Annotated in this window: 17 protein-coding genes; 4 read left to right on the plus strand and 13 right to left on the minus strand. The window is 62.9% G+C overall.

What is annotated here, in order from left to right; genetic code table 11:
• Positions 1-9 precede the first annotated feature (9 nt).
• Positions 10-483 carry an Rrf2 family transcriptional regulator gene (locus tag R2B70_RS17060; protein ID WP_318162055.1) on the minus strand — a complete coding sequence of 158 codons (474 nt, stop codon included), beginning with the start codon at positions 481-483 and terminating at the stop codon, positions 10-12.
• Between the two features lie 111 nt (positions 484-594).
• Here R2B70_RS17060 and hmpA point away from each other — a divergent pair, with 111 nt between their 5' ends.
• Positions 595-1,788, plus strand: a complete 1,194-nt coding sequence (gene hmpA, locus R2B70_RS17065; protein WP_318162056.1) for an NO-inducible flavohemoprotein — start codon at positions 595-597, stop codon at positions 1,786-1,788.
• 83 nt (positions 1,789-1,871) lie between these two features.
• On the opposite strand, the gene R2B70_RS17070 is transcribed toward hmpA, so the two are convergent.
• The 6 genes from R2B70_RS17070 to R2B70_RS17095 all read right to left on the minus strand — a co-directional run bounded on the left by R2B70_RS17070 (position 1,872) and on the right by R2B70_RS17095 (position 6,784).
• A complete protein-coding gene (locus R2B70_RS17070; protein ID WP_318163372.1) occupies positions 1,872-2,462 on the minus strand; it encodes a flagellar protein MotX in 591 nt (196 codons plus the stop codon).
• A gap of 322 nt (positions 2,463-2,784) precedes the next feature.
• The gene (mdh, locus tag R2B70_RS17075) at positions 2,785-3,720 is read right to left on the minus strand and encodes a malate dehydrogenase (RefSeq protein ID WP_042079301.1); all 936 of its coding nucleotides are present in this window, start codon (positions 3,718-3,720) and stop codon (positions 2,785-2,787) included.
• 242 nt (positions 3,721-3,962) lie between these two features.
• Positions 3,963-4,625, minus strand: a complete 663-nt coding sequence (gene artM, locus R2B70_RS17080) for an arginine ABC transporter permease ArtM (RefSeq protein ID WP_318162057.1) — start codon at positions 4,623-4,625, stop codon at positions 3,963-3,965.
• Between the two features lie 2 nt (positions 4,626-4,627).
• Positions 4,628-5,278 carry an arginine ABC transporter permease ArtQ gene (gene artQ / locus R2B70_RS17085; protein WP_201997025.1) on the minus strand — a complete coding sequence of 217 codons (651 nt, stop codon included), beginning with the start codon at positions 5,276-5,278 and terminating at the stop codon, positions 4,628-4,630.
• A 3-nt stretch (positions 5,279-5,281) separates the two neighbouring features.
• On the minus strand, positions 5,282-6,019 hold the full coding sequence (locus tag R2B70_RS17090) for a lysine/arginine/ornithine ABC transporter substrate-binding protein (RefSeq protein WP_042079304.1): 738 nt from the start codon (positions 6,017-6,019) through the stop codon (positions 5,282-5,284).
• 24 nt (positions 6,020-6,043) lie between these two features.
• Positions 6,044-6,784, minus strand: a complete 741-nt coding sequence (locus R2B70_RS17095) for an ATP-binding cassette domain-containing protein (protein WP_318162058.1) — start codon at positions 6,782-6,784, stop codon at positions 6,044-6,046.
• A 200-nt stretch (positions 6,785-6,984) separates the two neighbouring features.
• Between R2B70_RS17095 and argR the strand changes: the two genes are divergently transcribed.
• On the plus strand, positions 6,985-7,455 hold the full coding sequence (argR, locus tag R2B70_RS17100) for a transcriptional regulator ArgR (protein WP_005308670.1): 471 nt from the start codon (positions 6,985-6,987) through the stop codon (positions 7,453-7,455).
• An 84-nt stretch (positions 7,456-7,539) separates the two neighbouring features.
• Here argR and R2B70_RS17105 read toward each other — a convergent pair whose 3' ends face one another.
• The 5 genes from R2B70_RS17105 to glnK form a co-directional block, all read right to left on the minus strand.
• A complete protein-coding gene (locus tag R2B70_RS17105; protein ID WP_209793630.1) occupies positions 7,540-8,445 on the minus strand; it encodes a Dyp-type peroxidase in 906 nt (301 codons plus the stop codon).
• 89 nt (positions 8,446-8,534) lie between these two features.
• Positions 8,535-9,569: an ABC transporter ATP-binding protein gene (locus tag R2B70_RS17110; RefSeq protein ID WP_209793631.1), complete on the minus strand. Its 1,035-nt coding sequence runs from the start codon at positions 9,567-9,569 to the stop codon at positions 8,535-8,537.
• 43 nt (positions 9,570-9,612) lie between these two features.
• Positions 9,613-11,238 carry an iron ABC transporter permease gene (locus R2B70_RS17115; protein WP_318162059.1) on the minus strand — a complete coding sequence of 542 codons (1,626 nt, stop codon included), beginning with the start codon at positions 11,236-11,238 and terminating at the stop codon, positions 9,613-9,615.
• A gap of 39 nt (positions 11,239-11,277) precedes the next feature.
• Positions 11,278-12,282: a Fe(3+) ABC transporter substrate-binding protein gene (locus R2B70_RS17120; RefSeq protein WP_318162060.1), complete on the minus strand. Its 1,005-nt coding sequence runs from the start codon at positions 12,280-12,282 to the stop codon at positions 11,278-11,280.
• Positions 12,283-12,500: 218 nt separating this feature from the next.
• Positions 12,501-12,839: a P-II family nitrogen regulator gene (gene glnK / locus R2B70_RS17125; RefSeq protein ID WP_005332325.1), complete on the minus strand. Its 339-nt coding sequence runs from the start codon at positions 12,837-12,839 to the stop codon at positions 12,501-12,503.
• 201 nt (positions 12,840-13,040) lie between these two features.
• On the opposite strand from glnK, the gene arfB reads away from it, so the two are divergent.
• Together arfB and R2B70_RS17135 are read left to right on the plus strand one after the other, a co-directional pair.
• On the plus strand, positions 13,041-13,457 hold the full coding sequence (gene arfB, locus R2B70_RS17130; RefSeq protein ID WP_318162061.1) for an alternative ribosome rescue aminoacyl-tRNA hydrolase ArfB: 417 nt from the start codon (positions 13,041-13,043) through the stop codon (positions 13,455-13,457).
• A gap of 31 nt (positions 13,458-13,488) precedes the next feature.
• Positions 13,489-13,983, plus strand: a complete 495-nt coding sequence (locus tag R2B70_RS17135) for a methylated-DNA--[protein]-cysteine S-methyltransferase (RefSeq protein WP_318162062.1) — start codon at positions 13,489-13,491, stop codon at positions 13,981-13,983.
• Positions 13,984-14,431: 448 nt separating this feature from the next.
• Here R2B70_RS17135 and R2B70_RS17140 read toward each other — a convergent pair whose 3' ends face one another.
• Entirely contained in the window at positions 14,432-15,628 is a 1,197-nt protein-coding gene (locus tag R2B70_RS17140; protein WP_042079312.1) for a NupC/NupG family nucleoside CNT transporter, read from the minus strand.
• Between the last annotated feature and the right edge of the window lie 155 nt (positions 15,629-15,783).

Genomic DNA, 15,783 nt, shown 5'->3' on the forward strand with positions numbered 1-15,783 from the left:
CTTTTCGTTTCACTCGCTCTCGTCATCCGGCTCCGGCTCCAGCACCAGGGTTGGGATCAACTCGCCGAACACCTGCTGCAGCTCGTCACGGTTGGCCAGCAGATCTTGCAGCGTATAGCCGTCCATCACCGCCAAGAAGGCGTTCATCGCCTCCTTCAACGCGCTCTTTAGCAGGCAGACAGAGACGATATGGCAGACGGGGGAACCGCAGTCGATGCCGTCCAGATTGCCTTCCAGCGCCCGGATCACCTGGCCTATGTTCACGCTCTCGGGGGAGCAGGCCATGCGGATCCCGCCATTCTTGCCGCGTTGGGATTGCAGGTAGCCCAGCTTCACCAGCTGGTTTACCACCTTCACCATGTGGTTGCGGGAGACGTCGTACAGGGCGGACACCTTGGCCACGCTCGACAGTTCGCCTTCCGGCAGGGTGGCCAGATAGAGCAGGGCTCTCAATCCAAAATCGGTATAGCTAGTCAGTCTCATAGTGCCTGCGGCGCATAGCGCAAAGAATTGATGATTGATCCAGATCAATTAAACATTTAGGATGCAACTTATTAAGTGACATTCCAGATGTTCAATTAGAAAGGACCTCCTATGTTAGACCAAGCCACCATCGCCGTCATCAAGAGCACCATTCCTTTGCTCGAATCGGCGGGGCCAGCCCTCACCCAGCACTTCTACCAGCGCCTGTTCAGCCACCATCCGGAATTGAAGGATGTATTCAATCTGGCTCACCAGCGCAGCGGCGGTCAGCCACTGGCACTGTTCAGTGCGGTGGCGGCCTATGCCAGGAACATCGACAACCTGGGCGCCCTGGCAGGGGCCGTGGAACGCATCGCCCACAAGCACACGGGTTTCCTCATCCAGCCGGAACAATATCACATTGTGGGTAGTCATCTCTTGGCCACGCTCAAAGAAATGGGTGGTAATGCGGTGACAGAGGAGGTGCTGGCGGCCTGGGGCAAGGCATATGGCGTGCTGGCCGACATCTTCATCGGCCGGGAGGGCGAGCTCTACCGGGAGCAGGCAAGCCAGGAGGGGGGCTGGCAGGGTACCCGTTCCTTCATCATCAGGGAGAAGCGCCAGGAGAGCGAACTCGTCACCTCCTTCGTGCTGGCCCCCGTCGACGGCAAGCCCGTGCTGCGCTTCAAGCCGGGTCAATATCTCAGCATCAAGCTGGTTCATCCCGAGCTCGAACACCAGGAGATCCGCCAGTACTCTCTCTCCGATGCGCCCAATGGCCGCGACTACCGCATCAGCGTCAAGCGCGAGCCCCAGGGTCAGGCTTCCAACCTGCTGCACGACAAGCTGCACGTCGGTGACGAGGTGGCAGTGATGCCACCGGCAGGCGACTTCTTCCTGCAAGAGGAGACAGCCACCCCAGTGGTGCTGCTCTCCGCCGGGGTGGGACTCACCCCCGTGCTGAGCATGCTCAACCACTTGCTGGCGAGCGGCCAGGATACCGAGATCCGCTGGCTGCACGCCTGCGAGCGCGGTGCCCAGCACGCGTTCAGAGAGGAGATCCGGGAGAAAAGCCGGCAGCACCCCAGATTGCAGAGCCGCACTTGGTATCGAGAGCCGGGAGAGCAGGATGTCCAGGGTGAGGATTACGACTTCGTCGGCCCCCTGGCGCTGGAGCAGGTCACCGACCTCATCCCGGCCAACGCCCACTACTATTTCTGCGGCCCCCTTGGCTTTATGAAGGCGGTGAAGGGTCAACTGGTCGGTTTGGGCGTGCCTGCCGACCGCATGCACTACGAGATCTTCGGCCCCCATCAGGAGATCTGATCCCGCCTCACCGCCGCGCACAGCTGACAAGGCCCGGACACCCAGGTGTCCGGGCCTTCTTCATGGTGTCTGGCCGCCAGTGATCAGCGCATCGCCTTGGCGCGGGCGATGGCGTTGGCGGGCATGCGGTTGCCGAGCCGGCTGAGCAGGCTCGCCGCCTTCTGGTGGGTGGCCTTGTCACCGATGACGGCGCCGTGCAGCCAGTGATAGGCCTCCTCGTAATCCAGCGGGCTCCCCATGCCCTGCAACAGCATCTCGACCCACTCCATCTGGGCCCGCAGGAAGCCGAGGCTGGCGGCCTCCCGCATCAGGGTCTCAGCCCGCACCAGATCCTTCTGGACCAGGATGCCCTTCCAGTAATAGCGGCCGAGCTGCTCCAGTGCGGGTGCCAGCCCCTGGTTCGCCGCCTCCCACATGTATTGCACCCCCATCTGGGCGTCCGGCTTGATGCAGACGCCCCAGGCGAGCATGTCTCCCCAGAGGAACTGATAAGCGGGGATCTTCATCACCGAGGCCCGCGCCTCTATGTCCTGAGTCAACTGGCACCTGTCCTGCTTCACCCTGGCCAGATGGCGCCCCTGCTCTATCCAGTTGAGCAGCTCGTCCTGCCGATAGAGCGGCACCGCCTGCAGTTCCCCCGCCGCCGCGGAGACTGCGCTTGCCGCCTTGGGCAAGGGTGCCGCCGCCGGGGCTGTCGAGGCCGCAGCGGATGCGGCAGGCGCGGCAATGGTCGAACGTTCAGGTGACGACGCAACGGTGGCCGGGGGAGACGCGGTCGCCGCAGTCTGGGTTGGTATGGCGGCCGATGCCGGCTCGGCCCCCTGCAAGGGGAGGCTGCACAAACCGACGAGGCCGATGAGGATACTGGGTTTCATCATTAGGGATCTCCTGCTGCCCTCTGTTATCGGCAGCCGGGACCATCTCCTTAGCCCGCCACACCAACCCCCGAAAATGACAAAGGGGAGCCTGGGCTCCCCTTGCGATCGACGCGGCGACTTATTTGACGAAGTCGACACCCAGCTGTATATCAGCCTTCAGGGTGGCCAGCATGCTGTCCATCGCCTCTTGCTCGAAGGCGCTCAGCTTGCCGTAGTCCAGCACGGACTCGACGCCGTTCTTGCCGAGCAGTACCGGCTGCGCGAAGAAGGTGGCGTGCTCGCCGTTGCCTTCCACATAGGCGCACTCGATGACGTTGGCTTCCCCTTGCAGACCCTTGATGAGCGACAGACCGAAGCGGCAGGCTGCCTGGCCCATGGAGAGGGTGGCGGAACCGCCACCGGCCTTGGCTTCCACAACCTCGGTACCGGCATTCTGGATGCGCTTGGTCATGGCGGCGACTTCTTCAGCAGTGAAAGACGCGCCTTCAACCTGAGAGAGCAGCGGCAGAATGGTCACGCCACTGTGGCCGCCGATGACGTTGACGCGCACCTTGTCGACGTTCAGCCCCTTGGCTTCGGCCACGAAGGTCTCGCCACGGATCACGTCCAGGGTGGTAACGCCGAACAGGCGGCGCTTGTCATAGACACCGGCCTTCTTCAGCACTTCGGCGGCGATGGCGACCGTGGTGTTGACCGGGTTGGTGATGATGCCGATCAGCGCTTTCGGGCAGGAGGCGGCACACTTCTCCACCAGATTCTTGACGATGCCGGCGTTGATGTTGAACAGGTCGGAACGATCCATGCCGGGCTTGCGGGCCACGCCAGCGGAGATCAGCACGACATCGGCGCCGACCAGAGCCGGGCTCGGATCTTCACCGCAGAAACCTTTTACTTTCACGTCAGTCGGGATATGGCTCAGGTCCGCCGCCACGCCCGGGGTGACCGGTGCGATGTCATACAGGCTCAGTTCGGAACCGGCAGGAAGGCGATTTTTCAACAGCAGAGCGAGGGCTTGGCCGATGCCACCGGCGGCACCCAGAACGGCAACTTTCATGATCAACTCCATGTCTAAGCGTAGGTTTAAGGTTGTTTCTAGTTGGGTTAACGCTGATTCTTATTGTGCGCCTCACCTTAAAGGATCCCCTCCCAAAAAACAATCTGATAACAGTTGTAATCACGGGTTCTGTGAGCCAGGGAACAAGCGGCGACGAAAGCGGAGAGGAATATGCGATAAATGGGAGGATAAGCACAGATTTCCTGTGCCCACCTCACCATTAAGAGGTAAATCAGACTGCTTCAGGACTGGAATGCCAGCGCTCTGCGCTCACACCAGCGGAAACCAATTGTTAACAATCCATTCATGGTCAGGTAGAGGGCCCCGGCCACGGTGAACACCGCCAGGGTGTCATAGGTCTGGGCGTTGAGGCGCTGGGCCAGCCCCATGATGTCCATGATGGTGATGGTACTGGCGAGTGAACTCCCCTTGAGCACCAGGATCACCTCGTTGGAATAGGCGGGCACCAGCCGGCGGGCGGCGTGGCGGGTCTTCATCCAGAGGGTCTGGCCGGCCGAGAAGCCGAGCGCCCGACAGGCCTCCACCTCGCCGGCGGGGATGGCGTCGAGGGCCCCCTTGAACAGCCGGGTGGAGTAGGCGGCGGTGTTGAAGCCGAGCGCCAGCACGGCGCAGAACCAGGGCTGTTTGAGCAGCGGCCAGAGCGGGCTCGCCTTGAGCCACTCGAACTGGCCAGGCCCGTAGTAGATGAGGAAGATCTGGATGAGCAGCGGCGTGCCGGTGAAGATCAGCACCCAGAGCTGCACCAGCTGGGTCGCCACCGGCAGGCGGCGCTCCAGCACCCAGGTCATGCCGATCGCCAGCAACACCCCGAGCAGCAGGCTGAACGCGGTGAGCTGCAAGGTAATGGCCAGCCCCCCAAGCAGGGTCATGAGATAGTCCTGCATGCTCAGCCTCCGTAGCGTCGAGTATAACGAGCCGCCTGCTTGAGGCCGAACTCGCTCACCAGGCTGATGGCCAGGTAGATGAGGGCTGCGGCGGCGTACCAGGTGAAGGGTTCATAGGTGCTGGCCGACGCCATCTGCGCCTGGCGCATCATCTCGTTCACCCCGATGAGGGAGACCAGGGCGGTGTCCTTGAGCAGCACCAACCACTGGTTGCCCAGCCCCGGCAGGGCGTGGCGCCAGGCCTGGGGCAGCACAATGCGGAAGAAGGTGTGCCCCTTGCCAAGGCCGAGCGCCAGCGCGGCCAGCCGCTGCCCGGCAGGCACCGCATTGAGCGCGGCCCGCAGGGTCTGGGTGGCATAGCTCGCGAACAGCAGGGAGAGCGCCAGCACGCCGCAGGCGAACGGGCTGAACTCCACGTACTCCCCGGTGATGAGGAACAGCACCTGGGTCGAGCCGAAGTAGATGAAGAGCACCACCAGCAGCTCGGGCAGACCGCGGATCAGGGTGGTCAGGGTGGCCACGGGCCACACCAACCAGCTGCGCTTGCTGAGCTCAGCCGCACTGAACGCCAGCGCCAGCGCCATACCCCCGACCAGGGATGCCAGGGCCAGCCCGAGGGTCATCCAGGCTGCATCCAACAACAGGCTCAACATGGCTTACTGCGCGAAGTACTTGTCATAGATCTTCTGATAGGTGCCGTTGGCCTTGATCTCGGCCAGCCCCTTGTTCAGCTGGGTCAGCAGCTCCTGGTTGCCCTTGGCCACCGCGATACCGAAGCCGGTACCGAAGTACTTGGCGTCGGTCACTGGCGTCCCCACCACCGCATACTCCTTGTGCTGCTTGAGCCAGTCGGCGGCCACAGCGGTATCGGCAAACACGCCGTCGGTGCGGCCGTTCATCATGTCGAGGAAGGCGCTCTGGTAGCTGGCGTAGGGCACGGTCAGCAGACCCTTGCTCACCCAGTTGTCCACCAGATAGGACTGGTGGGAGGTGCCGTTCTGCACGCCGACTGTCTTGTCCACCAGATCTTCCGGCCCCTTGAAGGCGTCCTTCTTGGCGACGAAGACGGCGGAGTTCTCGTAATAGATGTCGGAGAAGTCGACCTGGGCGGCCCGCTCCGGCGTCACGTCCATGGCGGCGATGGCGGCGTCATAGCGGCGGAACTTGAGGCTGGGGATCAGGCTGTCGAAGGCCTGGTTGTGGAAGCTGCACTCCAGCTTGACTTGGGCGCAGACGGCGCGGGCCAGATCGATGTCAAAGCCCTGGAACTCGTTCTTGTCGTCCAGGTATTCGAACGGCGCATAGGTGGCCTCGGTGGCGAACTTGATCTCTTTCGCCAGCACCGAGGTACTCAGCAGGCCCATGGCGGCGACCAGCAACAGACTCTTTTTCATGACAGCTTCCTTATCGACTCAATATCAATGCATCAAGAATTCGGCAAACCGGCTGGTTTGCGGGGCCTGGAAGATGGCGGCGGTGCCGGATTCGATGATCCGCCCCTTCTCCAGGTAGATCACCTGACTGGCCACCTTGCGGGCGAACTCCACCTCGTGGGTCACCACCACCTGGGTGATGCCGGTCTGGCTCAGGGTGCGGATGATCTCCGCCACCTCTTTGGTAATTTCGGGGTCCAGGGCCGCGGTCGGCTCGTCAAACAGCAGCACCTGGGGATCCATCATCAGGGTACGGGCGATGGCCACCCGCTGCTGCTGGCCACCGGAGAGGCGTGCCGGCCAGGCATCGCGCTTGTCGGCCAGCTGCAACTGGGCCAGCAGGTAGGCTCCCTTGTCGATGGCCGCCTCGCGGCTCATGCCGAGCACCTTGACCGGGGCCTCGATCAGGTTCTCCATCACAGTGAGGTGGGGCCACAGATTGTACTGCTGGAACACCATGCCCACCTTGCGGCGCAAGGCCTGAGCCTGACGGTTGAACTCGGCGGCGGAGAGGCTGGACGGGAAAGAAAATTCACTGCCGGCGATGCGCAGCACACCGGCGTCCGGGGTGTCCAGCAGGTTCATCATGCGCAGCAGGGAGCTCTTGCCCGCACCACTCGGACCCAGCAATACCAGGGTCTCGCCGGGAGCGCTCCGAAAGCTCACCTGTTGCAGTACCGGCACCTTGTGCCAGGATTTTTCGACGCCGATTAATTCGATACCCATACAGCCCAATTGAATAAGTTTTCAAAATTTCGTCCTGATTCTAGCGCCGGCATACATTGATGCAAGCTATATTTGAATCAATATGCAGAACAAGCGCCGCTTCCTTGCCAAAAGAGGCATATGAATGCAAAATAGCAGCGCTGTTCGTATCTGCCGCCTGAGCGTGACAGGCGGTCACCCCCCTCATTCGTGAGTCCAAGATGAAACATAACGACAAGCAAGAAAAACTGGCCAAGGCCTTTAAAGCCTTGCTGAAAGAGGAGCGATTCGGCTCCCAGGCAGAGATAGTGACTGCCCTGCAAGAGATGGGCTTCGAGAACATCAACCAGTCCAAGGTCTCGCGCATGCTGAGCCGCTTCGGCGCCGTCCGCACCCGCAACGCCAAGATGGAGATGGTGTACTGCCTGCCGGTGGAGCTGGGTGTCCCCACCACCTCCAGCCCCCTCAAGAATCTGGTCCTTGACGTCGACCACAACGGCGCACTGGTGGTGATCCACACCAGCCCGGGGGCGGCCCAGCTCATCGCCCGCCTGCTCGACTCCCTCGGCAAGGCCGAAGGGATCCTCGGCACCATCGCCGGCGATGACACCATCTTCATCACGCCGACCAGCGACACCGACATCGAGGAGCTCTACCTCTCCGCCCTCGAACTGTTCGAGCAGACCCCCTGATCGGGCAGCCGTCGTCGAGACGGCATCCCGAACGAAAAATCCCGGCCAAGGCCGGGATTTTTGTTATCTGCGAGTAAGACAGGCTTAATGGCCCTGGGCCACCAGGAAGTCGACGGACGGGGCGAAGAAGGCCGCGCCGGTCACCGCCCGGGTGAAGCGCAGCAGGTGATCGAAGTGACTGCCCTCCCCCTTGTACATGCTGGCCAGCATGGCGTTGAAGTGCAGCGGCGTGCGGCAGCAGGAGATGAAGTAGAGCCCCTGCTCGCTCATGGTGCCCCAGGGCATGCTCTGGCGCAGGATCTCCATGGACTCCCCCTTCGGGGTCTTGAGGTTGACCCGCTTGATGTGGGAAGTGAGCGGCTTGTCGGCGGACTCGTATTCGATGTTGTCCACCTTGGTGCGGCCTATGATGTCTTCCTGCTCCTTCAGGGCCAGCTTCTCCCAGTCGCTCATGGCGTGGACCCAGCGCTGCACGTGGAGATAGGAGCCGCCGGCGAACTCGCCGCCGTCCAGCAGCGCCACTTCGGCCCTGTGCTCATCCTGCGGGTTCTCGGTGCCGTCGACGAAGCCGGTCAGATCCCGGCAGTCGAGGTTGCGAAAACCGCGCACCTCTTCGGCCAGCACCACCAGTCCGGCCAGCAGGGCCATCACCCGCTGACCGGCGTGGTGCAGCACGTCCACCCGGTCGGCCCTCAGCTGCACGAACAGATCGAACGGAGTGTTCGGCGCCTTGTTGCCATTGGCCTCCTGCGCCATAAAGCCGCGGAACTGGGGTGGACGGGCCACCGGATAGATGGCATCCCAGCCCTCGGCCCCCACGGCCACCAGACCGCTGAAGGCGGCATCGGGGAAGTCGGCGCTCACCGCGTCCCACAGCGCCGGCAGGCTGGCCAGGCGGGCCGCCAGGGCGGCACCGTCCCCGGTGCGATTGAACATCAGATAGAGGGCATGCAGATTCGGCTCTGCGCAGATCCCGGCTTGGGCTTTCATTTCTCTCTCCAAAGACATTGGCTAAAGGCGTGGCGCGATTATAAACCAGTGCAACCCCAGTTCATTGATTTCACGACGATATCACGCCATCAGGGCAAAGGGTCAAACAACACCAGGGCATGGGGGGCCACGGTCACCCGCGCCCTCTTCCCTTCCAGGGGCTCGCCGATGCTGGCCTCCAGCGACTGGCCGGCACAATCCAGCAGCACCCGGCAGTGATGACCCAGGAAGTGCTGCTCCCGCACCTCGAGTTCGCCGTCAGCCGCCGCCGTCAGCGCCAGTTGCTGGGGCCTGAGCATGAGTTGCAGCCGCTCCCCGACCGCACGGCCATGGGGCTCCTGGCCACAGATGGTGCCCAGGATGGTCTTCACGCAGTGGCTGTCCACCACCTCGGCCGCCAGATAGTTGACCCCGCCGAGAAACTCCGCCACGAAGCGGTTCTGTGGGCGGCGATAGAGCTGCTCAGGCTGCCCCACCTGCTCGATGTGACCGGCCCGAAACAGCGCCAGCCGGTCGGCGAAGGCGAACGCCTCCTCCTTGCTATGGCTGACGAAGATGGCCCCTATGCCCTGCTGCTTGAGCAGGGTACGGATCTCGAGGATCAGCTTCATCCGCACCTGGGTGTCGATGTTGGAGAAGGGCTCGTCCAGCAGCATCAGCCTCGGCTTGCAGACCAGGGCGCGGGCGATGGCCACCCGCTGCTGCTGGCCGCCGGAGAGCTGATGGGGATAGCGCTCCCCCAGGCCCTGCAGATTGACCAGCGCCAGCGCCTCTTCCACCTGCTGCTGGCGGCTGCCGCGATCGAGCCGGATCAGCCCGAAGCCGACGTTCTGTGCCACCGTCAGATGGGGGAAGAGGGCGTAATCCTGGAAGATCATGCCGATGTGGCGCGCCTCCGGCGGCACGCTCTGGCCCTCTCCGTCCAGCAGCATATCGCCGAGACGGATCTCCCCTTCGGCCAGCGGCAACAGGCCGGCGACGGCCTTGAGCAAGGTGGTCTTGCCACAGCCGCTCGCCCCCAGCAGGCAGACGATCTCGTTGTCGGCCACCGTCAGGGATAGCTGTTCCAGCACATTGCGACCGTTGTAGCGGCAGCTGACCTTCTCGATATTCAGGCAGGACAAGGTACTTTTCCTCTCGCGTGTTGACGCCGGGCGGGAGACGCGCTCAGTGGCCCGGGCCGTCCAGACTGCGGTTGATCCAGACCAGGGGGACCAGCCCCACCAGCACGATGACGATGGCGCCGAGCGCTCCCCGCTCCAGCATCTCATCCGAGACGAACTGGTAGACGTGGGTCGCCAGGGTCTCGAAGTTGAACGGCCGCAGCAACAGGGCGGCAGGCAGCTCCTTCATGGATTCGATGAATACCAGCATGGCGCCGGCAAAGAGGCCGCGTCGCACCAGCGGCAGGTGGATACGCCGCAGCATGCCGCCCGCCCCCTGCCCCAGGGAGCGGGCCGCCATGTCGAGACTGGGGGAGACTTTGTTCATGCTGCTCTCCACCGAGCCGATGGCGATGGCCACGAAGCGCACCAGGTAGCCAAACACGATGGCGGTGAGGGTGCCGGTCAAGAGCAGACCCGGCCCCTGCATCCCGAGCCAGTCGGCCAGATCGTTGATGCCAAAGTCCAGCGCCGTCAGCGGTACCAGCACCCCGATGGCGAGCACTGTGCCCGGCATGGCGTAGCCCATGGCGGCGATGCGCAGGGGCAGCAGGCTGCGGGTGCCCCCATCGAGACGGCGGAAGAAGCCGAGCAGCAGGGCGATGGCCATGGCGAGCAGTGCGGTCAACGCCGAGACCATCAGGCTGTTGCCGGCGAAGCGAACGAACTCCGGCGTCCACGACAGCGCGAAATAGCGCACCCCGTAGTCCAGCAGGATAGCGAACGGCAGGACGAAGCCCGCCAGCACCAGGCCCCAGCACCAGATCGCGGCCAGCACGCGGCGCCCTCCCTTGAGGGGATAGCGCATCGGCTGCTCGAACCCCATGGATTTCTGGAACACCTGCTGGCGCTGGCGGGAGCGGCGCTCAATGGCGATGAGCAGCACCACCGCCAGCAGCATCAGGCAGGAGAGCTTGGCGGCGGTGGCCAGGCTGCCGTAACCGAGCCAGGTGTCATAGACCGCCGTGGTCAGGGTGTTGATGGCGAAGAAGTGGACGGTGGCGAAGTCGGCCAGGGTTTCCATCGCCACCAGGGATATCCCCACCATGATGGCGGGGCGGGCCAGCGGCAGGCTGAGACGGCGAAAGCTCTGCCAGGGGGTGCAGCCGAGCAGCCGGCTGGAGTGAATGAGGCTGACCGACTGCTCCAGGAAGGAGGCGCGCGCCAGCAGATAGACATAGGGGAAGAGCACCAGGGCCAGCACCCAGGCGGCACCGCCGAGGGAGCGGATGGCCGGGAACCAGTAGTCGGCCGGGCTCTGCCAGCCAAACAGGGTGCGCAGCCCCGCCTGCAACGGGCCCGAGTAGTCCAGCAGATCGGTATAGACGTAGGCCACTATGTAGGAGGGCATGGCCATGGGCAGCATCAGCGCCCACTGCAGGGCGCGGCGCCCCGGCACCTGGCACATGGCCACCAGCCAGGCGGTAGGCACCCCGAACAACAGGCTGAGCGCCGCCACCCCCAGCACCAGGCCCGAGGTGTTGCGAAGGTAATCGGTCAGTACCGTATCGGCAAGGTGGGCAAACAGATCCCCGTCGGCCGAGAAGGCGGAGAAGACGAGGGCAAGTACCGGCAAACCCAGCAGCAGGGCGGTGGCCCAGCTGCCGGCAATCCATCCAAAATGTTTCATGAGTCCACAGATGTTGATGGGGCCATCGGCCCCATCTGATTACAAGTCGAATTTCACTTCATCAAGCAGTTGCAAGGCGTCCTTGCGATGCTTGGCGTAGTCGCTGACCGGCAGGGAGTCAGACTTGAAACTGCCCCAGGACTTGACCATGGCGGAGGGTTCCACCCCGGCCTTGACCGGGTACTCGGCATTCACGTCCGCATACATGTGCTGGGCGGTGTCGCCAGAGAGGAACTCCATCAGCTTCTGGGCCGCCTCCTTGTTCTTGGCGTACTTGGTCATGGCCACGCCGCTCACGTTCACGTGGGCACCGCGATCCCCCTGGTTCGGGAAGTTGATCTCGACCGCCTCGGCCCAGGACTTATGCGCCGGATCCTTCAGCATGGCGCCCAAGTAGTAGCTGTTGCCCAGGGAGACATCGCAGATGCCGTCCTTGATCGCCTTGACCTGATCCCGGTCGTTGCCCTGCGGCTTGCGTGCCAGGTTGGCCTTGACCCCTTCCAGCCAAGTTTTGGCATCCGCCATGCCGTGATGGGCGATCATGGAGGAAACCAGCGCCACATTGTACTCGTGCTTGCCGCTGCGGGTACAAATTTTTCCTTTGAATTCAGGCTTGGCCAGATCTTCGTAGCTGATGGTGGCGAGCTTGCCGAGGCGCTCCTTGCTGGAGTAGATGGCGCGCACCCGGGTGGTCAGGGCGAACCAGCGGTTCTCCGGATCCCGATAGATGGAGGGGATATTCTCCTGCAGGGTCTTGCTGTCCACCGGCTGCACCAGATCCTTGTCCACCAGGTCGGTCAGGCGGCTGATGTCGACGGTCAGCATCAAATCCGCCGGGGAGAGCTTGCCTTCCCGCTCCAGACGCTCGTTCAGCCCCTCTTTGGCGAACACCACGTTGACCTTGATCCCGGTCTCCTTCTCGAACTGCTGGATGATGGGCTTGATCAGCTCATCCTGACGGGTGGAGTAGACGTTCACTTCAGCGGCGAATGCCGACTGGGCGGCCAGGGTGGAGAGAGCCAGCGCCAGCATCTTCATTTTCATTGTCCGTTCCTTGTGTGCGTATCGATTGATAACCATTTTTGTTTGCATTCTGCACGAGTCACGGCCTCAGGATCAAGGCGCTTCAGGGAGGTAGGATCACATATTTAACCATTGAACAAATGAAAGGGACCGGATGATGTCTCATCCGGTCCCTTGATGACGGCCTCTCCCCGCTGAGGCGTCGCAGCCTGACCTTCACGGCCCCGCGGCGCGGGGTATCAGAGCGCCTCGTCGTCGCTCTCGCCGGTGCGGATCCGCACCGCCTGCAACAGGTCATAGACGAAGATCTTGCCGTCACCTATCTTGCCGGTGTAGGCCGCCTTGCAGATGGCCTCGATCACCCCTTCCACGTTCTCGTCGGCGGTGGCGATCTCCAGCTTTACCTTCGGCAGGAAGTCGACCTGGTACTCGGCCCCCCGGTATAATTCGGTGTGCCCCTTCTGGCGACCGAAGCCCTTGACCTCGGAGACGGTCAGGCCTTCCACCCCCAGGTTGGCGATGGCCTCGCGCACGTCGTCCAACTTGAAGGGTTTGATAATCGCAGTAATCAGCTTCATCTGGTTGCTCCCAATCCATGGTATGTCACGAATGGGTCATCAATTCTTGTGCCAAGTATTTTTATTGTTTATTTTCATTAAGATAGCCATCAACCCTTGAGCCATTACGGCTCAGGATCACCAAGGAAGCGCATCTCGCCCCATAATGAGGCACCAAGCTGCACCAGACTCCCTTGATGCACCAAATGAGAGCATCGCCCCATGTTAGTCATCTCCCAGAGCGTGATCATTCCCTGGCATGAGCTGCAGTTCCAGACCATGCGAGCCCAGGGGGCCGGGGGGCAGCACGTCAACAAGACCGACTCCGCCGTCTGGCTGCGTTTCGACTACAGAGACTCCCCCAGCCTGCCCCCCCTCTACAAGGAGGGGCTGGAGAGGCTCGCCGACAGCCGGGTCCACGACGGCTTCATCCAGATCAGGGTCGAGACCCACCGCAGTCAGGACATGAACCGCAAGGAGGCCATGAGCCGCCTGACCGAGCTGCTGAAAAAAGCCGCCTGGCGCCCCAAGGCGCGTCACGCCACCAAGCCGACCCGCAGCGCCCAGCGCAAGCGGGTCGAGGCCAAGAAGCGCAAGAGCGAGATCAAGTCCGCCCGCGGCAAACCCGGGCTGGAGTGACCAGCCTTGCCGCTCTCCGGAGGAGAAGAGGATGCAATACAGTTTTTGCGAGAGTCGTCACGGCCCCCTGCTCGTCGCCATCGATCGGCATGGCCTGCGTTATGTAGAGTTCGTCCGGGGAGAGCAGCCGGTCACCCCGACGGCGGAATGGCAACGGGATGATCAGGCCCTGGCCCCCTTCGTCGAGCAGTTCGCCGCCTACTTCGCCGGCCGGCTGCGCCAGTTCGATCTGCCCCTCGCCGCCCGGGGAACGCCGTTCCAGCTGTCGGTGTGGCACGCCCTGTGCGACATCCCCTATGGCGAGACCGTCAACTACCTCGAGATTGCCCAGGCCATCGGCAACCCCAAGGCGGTGCGCGCCGTGGGCGCCGCCAACGGCCGCAACCCCTTGAGCATCATAGTGCCCTGCCACCGGGTGATCGGTCGCAGCGGCGCACTGACCGGTTATGCCGGCGGCATCCCCATCAAGCGCTGGCTGCTGGCGCTGGAGCAACAGACTGCCGACAACTTCACGCTGACCCCCTGACCATCAGGCGGCATCCCATCAAGCGTTGGTTGCTGGCGCTGGCGCAGCAAGCCGCCGGCGACGTCGCGCGGACGCCCAGACCCGCGGATGCACAGGCGATGGATACTGACAGCACCAGGCGCCGACTGCCGGGGATAAGCCCCTTGCGAGGAGGCAAGATAAAACGCTAGTCATTTGAATGAATGCAGCATGAGTCCTGCACCACACAGGCATCAGGCAGCATTTCCAAAATGAACAGAGTATGAAGAATCGCCTCAGAAGGGCTTCAGACACCGTCAGGCATCATGGCGTCACACTTGGATGGCACGGCTCATCCCTCATCCAGGTGGCACCCATGTGACGCTTCCAATCTGTCTTTTTCCCCGCGCCTCCCCAGAGGCGCTTTTTTTGTCCGTCGTCCGGCCACAAAAAAGCCCGCCGAAGCGGGCTCCTATCCGATGCGTTAGCCTCAGAGCGCGAGGAACAACCCCGCCAGGGAGGCGCTCATCAGGTTCGCCAGCACCCCCGCCAGGATGGCGCGCATGCCGTAGCGGGCGATGAAGGACTTGCGCTCCGGCACCATGGCCCCCAGGCCGCCGATGAGGATCGCCATGGAGGAGATGTTGGCAAAACCGCACAGGGCGAAGGTGACGATGGCCTTGCTCGACTCGTTCAGTGTCTGATCCTGTACTAGGGCGATGAAGGCGACGAACTCGTTGATGACGATCTTGGTGCCGATAAGCGCACCAGCCGCCTGGGCCTGCTCCCAGGGCACCCCGATGAGCCAGGAGACGGGGGCAAACAGCCAGCCCAGGATGATCTGGAAGCTCAACTCCAGCCCCACCAGGTCACCGGCCCAGCCCAGCAGGCCGTTGAGCAGGGCGATCACCCCGACGAAGGCCAGCAGGGTGGCCCCCACGGCAACCGCGATGTTGAGACCCGCCATGGCGCCATCGGCGGCCGCTTCAATGACGTTGGTGGCGCGGGGGATCTCCACGTCCTCGTGATGATCCACCTCTTCGGCAGCGGGCGGCACCAGGATCTTGGCCATGGCGAGCCCCGCAGGCGCGGACATGAAGGCGGCGGCGATCAGATACTTCAGCTCGACCCCGATGCTGGCGTACCCCACCAGGGTGCCACCGGCCACCGAGGCCAGGCCGCAGCTCATCACGGCGAAGAACTGGGAGTCGGACATCCTGGAGAGATAGGGCTTGACCACCAGGGGCGCCTCCACCATGCCGACGAAGATGTTGGCGGTGGCGGAGAGGCTCTCGGCGCGGCCGGTACCCAGCAATTTCTGCAGGCCGCCGCCAAGCAGGGCGATGACTTTGGGCATCAGGCCGATGTGGTAGAGGATGGCGATCACGGCAGAGAAGAAGATGATCACCGGCAGCACGTTGAAGGCGAAGATGAAGCCCAGCTTGAACTTGGCCAGATCCCCGAACAGGAAGGCGATCCCCTCCTGGCCGTAACCGATCACGCTGCTGACGCTTTCGCTGACGCCGTTGAGCGCCTGCTGGCCGGCGGGCAGCCAGAGCACCAGGGCGGCGAAGAGCACTTGCAGGCAGAGGGCGAAGCCTACTGTTCGCAACGGGATACGACGACGATTATCGGAGCAGAGTGCGGCCAGGGCCAGGATGCTCAGGATACCAAGCAGGGCGATCATGGGGATTCCATCCAGTGGGGCAAAAGATGGGCGCGGATTCTGCTCCCCTGCCCTCGCCACTGCAAGCCCGCCTGGTTACAACCCTGTTAGCAAAAACGTTTGCACGATATCGGTTGCGTCAACTGATTGATTTGACTCGACTTTGAAGCCGGACT

Source organism: Aeromonas sp. XH, from assembly GCF_033348475.1.
GTDB lineage: Bacteria > Pseudomonadota > Gammaproteobacteria > Enterobacterales > Aeromonadaceae > Aeromonas > Aeromonas sanarellii.